The 12,026-nt window shown below is 63.1% G+C and carries 10 protein-coding genes and 1 pseudogene; all 11 read left to right on the forward strand.

All coding sequences use genetic code 11. The features are described from left to right. Positions 1–178 (forward strand): annotated as a pseudogene (locus tag FJ950_RS29740) (ABC transporter permease); the annotation flags it as partial. 88 nt (positions 179–266) lie between these two features. Then, on the forward strand, positions 267–1,292 hold the full coding sequence (locus tag FJ950_RS04685) for a sugar ABC transporter substrate-binding protein (protein ID WP_015317085.1): 1,026 nt from the start codon (positions 267–269) through the stop codon (positions 1,290–1,292). Between the two features lie 90 nt (positions 1,293–1,382). Next, complete coding sequence (locus FJ950_RS04690) at positions 1,383–3,506, forward strand: SMP-30/gluconolactonase/LRE family protein (protein ID WP_140615462.1); 2,124 nt, start codon at positions 1,383–1,385, stop codon at positions 3,504–3,506. Beyond that, complete coding sequence (locus FJ950_RS04695) at positions 3,503–4,558, forward strand: hypothetical protein (RefSeq protein WP_140615464.1); 1,056 nt, start codon at positions 3,503–3,505, stop codon at positions 4,556–4,558. Before FJ950_RS04690 ends, FJ950_RS04695 begins: the two co-directional genes overlap by 4 nt. Then, positions 4,558–6,054: a sugar ABC transporter ATP-binding protein gene (locus FJ950_RS04700; protein WP_140615466.1), complete on the forward strand. Its 1,497-nt coding sequence runs from the start codon at positions 4,558–4,560 to the stop codon at positions 6,052–6,054. The genes FJ950_RS04695 and FJ950_RS04700 overlap by 1 nt, the downstream gene beginning before the upstream one ends. 381 nt (positions 6,055–6,435) lie before the next feature. Continuing rightward, on the forward strand, positions 6,436–6,846 hold the full coding sequence (locus FJ950_RS04705) for a carboxymuconolactone decarboxylase family protein (protein WP_140615468.1): 411 nt from the start codon (positions 6,436–6,438) through the stop codon (positions 6,844–6,846). Positions 6,847–6,984: 138 nt separating this feature from the next. Then, a complete protein-coding gene (locus FJ950_RS04710) occupies positions 6,985–7,821 on the forward strand; it encodes a metallophosphoesterase (protein ID WP_140615470.1) in 837 nt (278 codons plus the stop codon). Then, a complete protein-coding gene (locus tag FJ950_RS04715; RefSeq protein ID WP_140615472.1) occupies positions 7,818–8,975 on the forward strand; it encodes an ABC transporter ATP-binding protein in 1,158 nt (385 codons plus the stop codon). Before FJ950_RS04710 ends, FJ950_RS04715 begins: the two co-directional genes overlap by 4 nt. Beyond that, positions 8,968–9,891, forward strand: a complete 924-nt coding sequence (locus tag FJ950_RS04720) for a sugar ABC transporter permease (protein ID WP_015317092.1) — start codon at positions 8,968–8,970, stop codon at positions 9,889–9,891. The genes FJ950_RS04715 and FJ950_RS04720 overlap by 8 nt, the downstream gene beginning before the upstream one ends. Beyond that, positions 9,888–10,718: a carbohydrate ABC transporter permease gene (locus FJ950_RS04725; RefSeq protein ID WP_140615474.1), complete on the forward strand. Its 831-nt coding sequence runs from the start codon at positions 9,888–9,890 to the stop codon at positions 10,716–10,718. Before FJ950_RS04720 ends, FJ950_RS04725 begins: the two co-directional genes overlap by 4 nt. A 26-nt stretch (positions 10,719–10,744) precedes the next feature. Then, the gene (locus tag FJ950_RS04730) at positions 10,745–12,010 is read left to right on the forward strand and encodes an ABC transporter substrate-binding protein (RefSeq protein WP_140615476.1); all 1,266 of its coding nucleotides are present in this window, start codon (positions 10,745–10,747) and stop codon (positions 12,008–12,010) included. The last annotated feature ends 16 nt before the right edge of the window (positions 12,011–12,026 follow it).

Here is a 12,026-nt window from a genome sequence, read left to right on the forward strand (position 1 = left end):
GCGCAATGTGCTGGTCGGCGCCGCGCTGATCGGCATCCTGCTCAACGCCATGACCATCATCGACATTCCGCTGCTCTACCAGAACCTGATCAAGGCGGCGATCCTGCTCGGCGCCATCATCGTCGACGGCATCATCAATCCGCGCGACGAACAGACCGCGCAACAAGGTGACATTTAGAGCAGATGGGCTAGCCCATCTTGCTCTGGGGTACCCGGTCCGATCGGGACGATCGGCCGGCAATGAAAACCGAACCAGAGGATGAGACATGAAACTGATCAGAACACTCATGGCGGCGGCCACGGCGCTGGCCGTCACCGCCTTCGTGGCGCCGACCTTTGCCGCCGACGATCCAGGCCCCGCTGCCTATGCACAAGCGCTGAAAGGCAAGCGCGTCATGCTGGTGCCGCTGGCGATGGGCTTCGACCTGGCGCAGGGCTGGGCGCATTATCTGAAGAAGGAGGTCGAAGCCTGGGGCGGCACGTTCGAAACGCGCGATCCCAACTGGGTCGTCGATGCCGGCGCGCAGGCGATCACCGACGCGATCTCGTCCGACACCAGACCTGATGTGCTGATCATCCATGCGCCGGACCTCAACTCCTATTCCAAGCTTATGAAGAAGGCGCAGGCCGCCGGCACCTATGTGATCCTGGTCGACAATCCGGCGAATTTTCCCGCCGATGCTTTCGTCGGCAGCGACTGGGACCGGCTCGGCCAGCTCGAGGCGGAAGCCGCGATCAAGGGCTGCGGCGAGAACTCGTCCAAGAAGATCGGGCTGGTGCAGGGCGACCAGGCCAACTCCTCCAGCCTTTACCAATATGCCGGCATCATGAAGGTGCTGGACAAGCATCCCGACTTCAAGGTCGTGGCCAAGCCCGATTCCAACTGGGATGCGACGACCTCGCGCAATGTGACCACTACCATGCTGCAGCAGAACCCGGACATCTGCTCGATCATCGACTTCTGGGATGGCGATGCCACCGGCGCGTCGGCCGCGATCCGCGACGCCAAGCTCGACGGCAAGGTGTTTTTGGTCACCACAGGCGGCGGCGAAAAGGCGGCCGATTGCGACAAGCTGAACGACGGCACCTACGGCGCCGTGGTGATGACCGATCTTGCCCGCCAATCGGGCGACATGAACGCCATCATCAAATTCCTGCTGCAGAGCGGCCAGCCGGCCGGCACCTCCCACACCTACATCTACACGCTGGAGAAGGCGACGACCAAGGCCGACCTCAAGCCCGACAGCTGCTGGGACCTGAAGGCGCTGCAGGCCGAAGCAGCGGCGAAGTAAGCTGATCGTCTGCAACCGATATCGACGAGGTGGCCGGATTGTCCGACCACCTCTTTCTCTTGTGGCCCCAGACTTGGCAGCAGTGACCCGATGAGCTTTCGCGAACGCCTCCAGTCCTGGCGCTACAATCTCGTGCCCGACCATCTTGTCGGCGAGATCCTGACCAAGCGCTGGACCGACAACGCCATTCCCTTCCTGGCGCTGGTGGTGACATTGGCGACTTTCGGCTCGATCATTCCAGGCTTCTTCAAGCTCTCTTCCCTGCAGGAATCGACCCGCCAGCTCGGCGAGTTTTCGATGGTCGTCACCGGCATGACGGTGGTGATGCTGGGCGGCGGCATCGATCTCTCGGTCGGTTCGATCTTCGCGCTGTCCTGCTTTTCCGCCGTCTATGTCTTCTTTATCCTCGAACAGTCGATCTGGCTGGCGCTGGCCGCCTCGCTCGCCACCGGGTTGGTGTTCGGCGCGATCAACGGCTATCTTGTCGGCTATCTCAGGCTGCGGGCCTTCCTCACCACGCTGGTGACCTTCATCTTCGGGCGGGCGCTGTTCGATATCCTGGTCACCACCTATGCCGCCGATGTGCAGCTTTCGACCGCTACATCAGACGTGCTCGATTTCATCGGCGACAGCACTTTCTGGGGCCTGTCGGTCTCGGTGTGGCTGGCGATCATCCTCGCCATCGTCACCCACATCGCGCTGACGCGCTCGCGGCCGGGCTGGCACGTGCTGGCAGTTGGCGGCTCCCGGCGTTCGGCGCACAATGCCGGCATCCGGGTGCGCCGTACCGTGTTCATGACCTATGTCTTTTCCGGCTTCTGCGCCTCGATCGGCGGCTTTCTCATCGCCTGCCGCCTGAGCGGGGCGGGGCCAGGCACCGGCCTCAACCTCGAGATCATGGCGCTGACGGCGGCGGTGGTCGGCGGCGTCAGCCTCGGCGGCGGGCGCGGCTCGGTCATCAAGGGGCTGATGGGCGCCATCATCGTGCTGACCATGACCAACGGGCTGATCCGGCTGGGCTATGGCACCGGTACCAACCAGATGGTGCTCGGCATCATGCTGGCGGTGGCGGTGACCATCGACATTCGCTGGCTCAAGAACCGCCACAAGGTGCTGAACGAGGTCTATGTCGCGCCGGTTTATCTCAGGATGGGCGAAACCCAGTCCGCGGTGCCGGGCTCGGGCACGCCTTACGCGCTCGACAACCGGCTGTCGGCGGCCGACCATATCGGGCTCGGCGAACTGGAAGGGCCGGAAGACGTCATCCTCGACCGCGACGACAATCTCTATTGCGGCACGCGCCATGGCGAGATCGTTCGCTTCTTCGCGCCGGATTATGTCAGGTCGGAGGTGTTTGCCCATATTGGCGGTTTTCCGCTGGGCTTGGCCTTTGACAAAGGGGGCAATCTGATCAGCTGCGTCGGCGCGATGGGGCTCTATTCCGTCTCTCCGGATCGCGCGGTCAAAAGGCTGTCGGCCGAGACGTCGCGCTCCTGGACCTCGATCGTCGACGACGCGCGGCTGCGCGATCCCAATGATTGCGATATCGCGCCGGACGGCCGCATCTATTTTACGGACTCGACCAAGCGCTATGACGCGCATGACTGGGCGCTGGACTCGATCGAGAACCGCGCCACCGGCCGCCTCCTGGTCTACGATCCCAGGGATGGGTCGACAAGGACGCTGCTCGACGGCTACCGTTACACCAATGGTGTCTGCATGGCGCATGACGGCAAGTCGCTGTTCTTCGCCGAAAGCTGGGCCTGCCGGGTGCATCGCTATTGGCTGGAAGGGCCGAAGTCGGGCACCGCCGAATGCGTCATTCGCGACATGCCGGGCTATCCCGACAACATCAACCGCGCGTCGGACGGCAATTACTGGATGGCGTGGCTGGGCATGCGCACGCCGAGCTTCGACCTGTCGCTGCGCCACCCCGACATGCGCAAGCGCATGACGCGCCGGCTGCCGCAGGACGAATGGCTGTTCCCCAACATCAACACCGGCGGCGTGGTGAAATTCAACGAGAAGGGCGGCATCGTGGAGGCGATGGGCGACTTGACGGGCGGCGCGCACCCGATGGTCACCTCGATACGCGAGCACAAGGGATATCTCTTCGTCGGCGGCATCCTCAACAACCGCATCGGCCGCTACAAGGTTTCCGGCGCCGACCCGAACTGGACCAGCTCCGCCTCGTATTGGGGAGCGCAGCCATGATCCTCGACCCAATCCTGGATATGTTTCGCGGCAAGGCGGTGACGATCCCGCCGCTCGACGGCGCCTTTCGCCCGAATACGCGGCTGGATGAGGCGCCGGCTTTTGTCGGATTGACCGAACCGGACAATCTGCTGGTTGCCGATGGCGGGCTGCTGGCCTCCAGCGGCAACGCCATCTATTCGCTTGCCGCCGGAACTGAGCCGAAGGTAGTCGAGACCTTTCCTTCCCCAATCACGGCGCTGGCTCTGTCGCCATCGGGCCAACTGACGGTGGGGCTCGAAAGGGGCAGGCTGCTGATATCGGGCAAGGAAGTGTCGCTGCCGGCCGGTGTCAGCTGCATCACCGCTCTTGCCTATGCCGAGGACGGCACTTTGTGGTTGGCCAACGGGTCGACCGAGCATGCGCCATCGCAATGGGCCGCCGATCTGATGAAGAAGGGCGCATCCGGTTCGCTTTGGAAGCGAAACGCGGCAGGCGGCGAGTTCCGCAAGATAGCCGGCGACCTCGCCTTTCCCTACGGGCTCCGCCCCATCGGCGGCGATGTGCTGGTCAGCGAAAGCTGGCGCCATCAGCTTGTCCGCTTCGACGGTGCGACCGGCAACCGTTCGACCGTGATGACGCATCTTCCCGGCTATCCCGCTCGGCTGTCGCCGGCCGGCGATGGCGGGGCGTGGCTGACCTTGTTCGCGCCACGCAACCGGCTGATTGAATTCGTGCTGCAGGAAACGCACTACCGCCAGGACATGATCGACCAGGTGCCGCCGGCTTACTGGATCGCGCCGGCGATGGCATCCAGCCGCAGCTTCCTCGAACCGCTGCAATGCGGCGGCATCAGAACCATGGGCATCCACAAGCCGTGGTCGCCGAGCCGTTCCTACGGGCTGGTGGTCAAGCTCGATCAAAACATGCAGCCGCAATTCAGCCTGCACAGCCGCGCCAACGGCACACGCCACGGCATTTGCAGCGTGGTGGAAAAGGGCGGCCAGCTGTTCGTTGCTTCCAGGGGTGGCGATTGCGTGCTGGCCGTCGACCTCGCCTCGGGAGGTTTCTGATGGAACCAATTATTCGCCTCGAAAACGTCACCAAGAATTATCGCGGCGTTCCGGCAGTCAAGAACGTCAGCTTCGAACTGCGCAAAGGCGAAATCCACGCACTGCTCGGCGAGAACGGCGCGGGTAAATCGACACTAACCAAGATCATCGCTGGCGTCGTCGATGCCACATCCGGCAGGATGTTCCACAAGGGCCGGGAGATCGCCTACGCTTCGCCGCATGCCGCACTCGAGGCCGGCATCGCCATGGTGTTCCAGGAGACCAGCCTGGTGCCGTCGATGACGGTGGCGCAGAACCTCTATCTCGGTGCTGAAAAATTCCTCAACCGGCTGCGCGGCACGTATATTTCAGCACAGCAGTTCCTGCAGTCGCTGAATTTTCCCGTCGATCCGAACGCGATGGTGGCCACACTTGGTGCCGCCAAGCGGCAGATGGTCGAGATCGCGCGCGCCGTGCACCACAATGCCGAGATCATCATCTTCGACGAGCCGACGGCGACGCTGACTCCGGAGGAAAAACGGCATTTCTTCGCGCTGATCCGGCGGCTGAAGGCGAACGGTGTCTCGATCGTCTTCATCAGCCACGCGCTGGAAGAGGCATTGATGATTGCCGACCGCATCACCATCCTGCGCGACGGCGAGCTGGTCATCACCGACGACACGCCGGCCTTCGACCGCGACAGGATCGTCGCCGCCATGGTCGGGCGCACTTTGTCGGGGCAGATCTACCGCCAGCGCGACGAAGCCAAGCTGCGCAAGGCGGGCCGGAGAGTGCTGTCGGTGCAGGACATTTCGATGAGCAATGTCGTGCGCAACAACTCCTTCTCGATATTCGAGGGCCAGATCACCGGCGTGTTCGGCCTGATCGGCTCCGGCCGCACCGAGACCTTCAAGATCGTGTCGGGCATCTACAAGCGCGATTTTTTGCGCGGTGGTACAATCGAACTCGACGACAGGCCGGTGCGCTATCTCGTGCCGAGCGAAGCGGTGGCGGACGGCATCGTCTATGTCACCGAGGACCGCAAGAGCGAAGGCATCTTCGAGACGATGAGCATCGCCGAGAACCTGTTTGGTGGCCTGCTGGCGGCCGGCCGTGAAAAGGCCTGGGTGATCAACCAGCAGGAGATGCACGTGCTATCGGCCGAATGGACGAAGACGCTCAACATCAGGGCGATCAACGACAATGCGCGCGTGGTCGAACTCTCCGGTGGCAACCAGCAGAAGGTGGTGATCGGCAAGGGGCTGGTGCAGCAGCCGCGCATCGTCATTTTCGACGAACCGACGCGCGGCGTCGATGTCGGCGCCATCGCGGAGATCCACCAGATCATCAACCGGCTGGCCGACGAGGGATTGGCCGTGGTGGTGATCTCATCCTATTTGCCGGAGATCATGAACCTGTCGGATCGGATACTCGTATGCCGGCAAGGCCGCATCGTCGAGGAGTTTTCTCCGGCGGAGGCCACGGAGGAGAAGATCATGTACGCGGCGGTGCACTAGGGGGCGGGGAAGGCGGATGATCGCACCGTTGGATGGAACACCGGAGGTTAGCCGCTTCATCCGCCATTTCGTCATCCACGGGCGGAGCAAGGAGCGCAGCGACGCGGCGCAGACCCGAGGATCCATGCCGGGGCTCGGAAGCGCTGCTACGGTGCGGAATTTCGCTCTGCTGCACACTTCGATAGACGTCACGGAATGGATCCCAGGGTCTCCGCGACGGCGCTTCGCGCCTGCTTCGCCCAGGGATGACGAAGTTTAGTGCTTCGGCAAATCTGCAAACGCTTTTGCGCATCGAAAACTGAATCAGAAAAGCCGGTTAGCCGCCTTTGCTCGAGACCTGAATCAACGACCTGATCCGCCGATCCAACGAAAGGAAATGCCATGGCCACCACAAGACTGCTGAGCGATGCCGAGGTGGAAAAAATCCCGGCGGTGAAGGCGGTGTTCGACGACATCAGGGCGACGCGCAAATCGGATTTCGTCAACAATTTCTGGCGCGGGCTGGCCAATGATCCGGCGGCGCTGAAGCGGATCTGGGAGCAGTTGAAGGTCGTGATGGTCGCCGACAGCGCCATCGATCCGCTGACCAAGGAGATGATCTACATCGCGGTTTCGACCGCCAATGGCTGCTCCTACTGCGTGCATTCGCACACGGCGGCGGCGCGCGCCAAGGGCATGACAGACGCGCAGCACGGCGAGTTGGTGTCGATCATCGGGCTCGCCGGGCAGACCAATCATCTGGTCACGGCCATGCAGATCCCGGTCGATCCGCAATTCGAGGTGAAAAGCTAGCCGTCAGCCAGCCTATCGGCATGGCGGGGAACATTTGTCCCCTGCCTGTTAAGGAAGTGACATGTAACGGCACTAAGGAGACCCACGCGAAGTCGCGCCGGTGGGTTCCCGGCAGCCGGCTCTCGCAGTGGAGCCGGCATGAAAATCGTCCAGATCACCGATACCCATTTCAGCCCGACCAAGCCGCATTTCAACGGCAATTGGCAGCCGCTGGCCGCCTGGATCGCGCAAAGCGGCGCCGATCTCGTCATCCACACCGGCGATCTCAGCGTCGACGGCGCCGACAAGGACGACGACATCGGCTTCTGCATGGAGCTGATGCGGGAAATCTCGGTCCCGATGCTGCTGGTGCCCGGCAATCACGATGTCGGCCATCTCCCCGGTTCGTTGCAGCCGGTCAATGCGGAACGCCTGGACCGCTGGCGCCGGCTGGTTGGTCCTGATTATTGGACGGAGGACGCCGGAAACTGGCGATTTATCGGTCTCGACAGCCTGCTGATGGGCTTTGATGATGCCGAGGAAGAGGCCCAGTTCGAATGGCTGCGTGCGGCGCTGGAAAGCCGTGGCGGCCGGCGTGTCGCGCTCTTCGCCCACAAGCCGCTGTTCATCGACGCGCCCGGCGAAGATGACACCGGTTACTGGAGCGTCCGCCCGGCACAGCGGCAGCGTCTCTACGATCTCATCGGTGCCCATGATGTGGCGCTTTTCGCCAGCGGTCACCTGCACCGGGCATGGCAAGGCAAATACGAAAACACCGCGCTGGTCTGGGGTCCGTCGGCCGCCTTTGTCGTCGGCGACATGGAGCGCGACATGCCGGGCGAGCGGCTGCTCGGCGCCGTCGTGCATGAATTCGACGACACGGTCACCAGCGAGATCGTCGCTGTTCCCGGCATGACCGTCCACGTCCTCGATGACGTGGTCGAGGAAGTCTACCCGCACGAGGCGCACAAGGTCCGCAGGAAGGTCGCGTCATGAGCGCGCTCTCGCTTCGCGGCTTGAACAAATCCTTTGGTGGCAATGCCGTTCTGAACGGCGTCAGCCTCGATGTCGAAGCGGGCGAGTTCATCGCCCTGGTCGGTCCCTCGGGCTGCGGCAAGAGCACCTTGCTGCGCATTCTTGCCGGGCTTGATCATGCCGACAGCGGCGAGATCTTCGTTGCTGGCAAGGACATGTCGGCGGTCGCCGCGGCGGATCGCAACATCGCCATGGTGTTCCAGTCTTACGCGCTCTACCCGCATCTGACGGCCGGCCAGAACATCGCGGTTCCTTTGGCCATGAAGCGGCTGAGCCGGACGCAGCGCCTGCCGCTGGTCGGCTCCGCATTGCCGGGCCAGAAAGAAATCCGCGCCGGCATTTCGCGGGATGTCCGCGATATGGCGACGGTACTCAAGATCGATCATCTGCTCGACCGCAAGCCTGGTCAGATGTCGGGCGGCCAGCGGCAGCGTGTCGCCCTGGCGCGCGCCATGGTGCGGCGCCCCTCGATCTTCCTGATGGACGAGCCGCTTTCCAACCTCGATGCCAATCTGCGGGTGCACGCCCGTGGCGAGATCGTCGAACTGCATCGCCGCGCCGGCGTGCCGACGCTCTATGTGACGCATGACCAGGCCGAGGCACTTTCGATGGCCGACCGGGTGGCGGTGATGATCGGCGGCAATCTGCTGCAACTCGCCGCGCCCGAGGCGATCTACAACGATCCGGCCCATATCGAGGTCGCCCGTTTCGTCGGCCAGCCCAGGATCAACATCATACCGGCACTTGCCGAAAATGGCGGTGTCAGCTTCGAAGGCATCCGGTTGGCCCTGATGGAGAAGGTGGCAAACGGCCCGGTCAGCCTCGGCATCCGGCCCGAATTCGTCAAACTGTCTCCCAGTGGGCGGAGCGGCCTTGCCGGGCGGATCGAGCGCCTCGAATTCCTCGGTTCGGAAGTCATTGCCCATTGCCGGCTCGATGCGACCGACGACATCGTCATCGCCAAGCTGGCGCCGCACGAGGCGAGGGACCTGATTGCGGGAATGCCGGTGGGTATCCTCCTTCCACCCGAGCATGCCATGGTCTTCGGGCCGGAGGGAAAGCGGCTGCGCACGGCGAGCGCCGCGCCCGCACGCCAGGAGCCGGCCTATGTCTAGCGTCGCGCTGGCTGGCAATATCCCGAGCGCCGCGGCCCTCCACAGGCGCAGCGAGGACCGCACCGCCTGGCTGCTGGCGGCCCCGGCGATCGTGCTCTTGCTGCTGTTCGTGCTGCTGCCGGTGGTCGCCGTCATCTTCCTCGGCTTCACCGATTTCGAACTCGGTTATGGCAAATTCCGCCTGGTCGGCTTCGAGAATTACGCGCATCTCCTGACCGACCGCACCTTCCGCAAATCGCTGTGGAACACATCGGTCTATACGGCGATCGTCGCACCGGTCTCGATCGTGCTTGGCCTTGGCGTCGCCTTGCTGATCGAAGGCGAACCTCGGGCGCGCGGTTTCTTCCGCACCGTCTATTTCCTGCCGGTCGCATCGCTGATCGTCGCCATGGCGACAGTCTGGCAATATCTCTTCCACCCGACCATCGGGCCACTCAACGCGCTGCTTGCGCTGGTCGGCATTCCTGGCCCGAACTGGCTCGGCGCCTCCAGCACCGTGCTCTACAGCCTGTCGATCATCGGCGTCTGGCAGTCGGTCGGCTTCAACATGGTGCTGTTCCTGGCTGGCCTGACGGCGATCCCGCGCGAGCTCTACGCCGCTGCTCACGTCGATGGCGCGAAATCGGCGCTCGACCGGTTTTTCCTGGTCACCTGGCCGATGCTCGGGCCGACGACGCTGTTCGTCGTCACGATCAGCATCACCAATGCGGTGAAGGTCTTCGAAACCGTGAAGATGCTGACCGATGGCGGGCCCAACAAGGCCTCCGAAGTGCTGCTGTTCACCATCTACCAGGAAGGCTTCGTCTACCTGCGCGTCGGCTATGCCTCGGCAATGACCGTCGTCTTCCTTGCGATCCTGGTCGTGCTGATGCTTCTCCAATACCGCGTACTCGACCGGCGGGTGCATTACACATGACCAGCCTGCCTGCCGGCCGCATCATCCGTTTCGCGCTGCTTTCGCTGGGCGCATTGATGATCCTCGCGCCTTACATCTTCATGATCTCGACCGCGGGCAAGACGCAGAGCGACATCTTTACCTCGTCGCTGTCGCTCGTCCCCCAGCATTTCTACTTCGCCGAGAATTTCGCCAAGGCGCTGAGCAAGGTGCCGATGGCAACGCTGCTGTGGAACGGCGTCGTCGTGTGCGGCCTGATCTTCTTCTTCCAGGTGCTGGTCGCGATTCCCTGCGCCTACGCCATGGCCAAGCTGAAATTCCGTGCCGCGCGGCTGATGATGGTGCTGGTCATGCTCGGCCTGCTGGTACCGATCCATGCCACGGCGCTGCCGCTCTATGTCGCCTTCGACAGGATGTCGCTGCTCAACAGCTACACCTCGCTGGTGGCGCCGTTCACCATCTCGGTGTTCGCGATCTTCATGTTCCTGCAGTTCTTCCGCGCCATGCCCGACGACCTCATCCACGCGGCAAGGCTCGACGGCATGTCCGAGCTCGGGATCGTCGCGCGAGTCATCGTCCCCAATGCGTGGCCGGCGGTCACTGCCTTCGCGATCTTCTCGGTGGTCGCCCACTGGAACGATCTCTACTGGCCGCTGATCGTCGTCAGCAAGCAGGCCTACGCCACGCCGCCACTCGGCCTGATGTATTTCCGCGCCGCCGAGGCCGGCGACGACTACGGCGCGCTGATGGCCGCCACGCTGATCATCACCCTTCCACTCGTCGTTGCCTTCCTGTTCGCACAGAAGCGCTTCGTCGAAGGCATCACCATGACCGGTCTCAAAGGCTGACCGGGCCAACAAGGAGCAACGAGGCAATGAAGCATATCTCCAGGATTTTTGCCGCGGCGGCGGTGTCGCTGGCGACAGCCCTTCCGGCCTATGCCGACACGACGCTGACGGTCCATTATCCGATGCCCGGCTTCTTCAAGAACGTGATGGACACGATCTCGAAGAAGTTCATGGAAGAAAATCCCGACATCAAGATCCAGTTCGCCAGCCCGTCCGCCACTTATGAGGAAGGCATCCAGACCATCCTTCGCCAGGCCGGCACCGACGAAATGCCCGACATCACCTTCATCGGTCTCAACCGTCTGCGCATGCTCAACGAACGCGACGTCGCCGTCGATCTTGGCCCGCTGGTCAAGAAGGAAGGCAACATGGCTGAGCTCGGCTTCTCCGACACGATCCTGAAGCTGGCGCAGGTCAACGGCAAGCAGGTCGGCCTCGCCTTCGCCACTTCGAACCCGATCATGTACTACAACGCCGACCTGGTGAAGGCCGCCGGCGGTGATCCGGACAATCCGCCCAAGACCTGGGACGAGGTCATCGCGCTCGGCGGCAAGATCAAGGCGCTCGGCAATGGCGTCGACGGCATCGACTTCCGCTGGCAGGGCGATGACTGGATGTTTTCGGCGCTGCTGTTCGGCGCCGGTGGCAAGATGCTGAACGAGGACGAAAGCAAGGTCGCCTTCAACGGGCCGGAGGGCGAGAAGGCAGTCGAGATCCTGCAGCGGATGGTGAAGGAGGGCGGCATGCCGGTCTTCACCAAGCCGGCTGGCGAGCAGGCGTTCGCGGCCGGCAAGGTTGGCTTCGAGTTCCAGACCACCGGCGCGCTGGTCAACACCATCAAGAACGTCGGCGACAAGTTCACGCTGCGGACGGCCAAGATCCCGCTGATCGATCCGGCCAACGGCCATCTGCCGACCGGCGGCAATGCCGTGGTCATCCTGACCAAGGATTCCGCCAAGCAGGACGCCGCCTGGAAATTCGCGAAATTCGCCGCCGGCCCTTATGGCGCGTCGGTCGTCGTGCCCGGCACCGGCTATGTCCCCAACAATGAACTCGCGGCGAAATCGCCGGAATATCTCGGCGACTTCTACAAGAAGAACCCGCTGTTCCAGGCCGGGCTCAGCCAGATGCCGCTGATGGTTCCGTGGTATGCCTTCCCGGGCACCAACGGTGTGAAGGTGACGCAGACCATCGTCGACAATCTGTCGCGGATCGTCGACCAGTCGGCGACGCCCACGGAAGCGCTCACCGACGCGGCAAGCGACGTCGAAGGCATGCTGCCGACGCAGTAAGGACTTGCCAGGGCAT

The sequence above is a fragment of the Mesorhizobium sp. B2-3-14 genome (genome assembly GCF_006442175.1).
Classification (GTDB): domain Bacteria; phylum Pseudomonadota; class Alphaproteobacteria; order Rhizobiales; family Rhizobiaceae; genus Mesorhizobium; species Mesorhizobium australicum.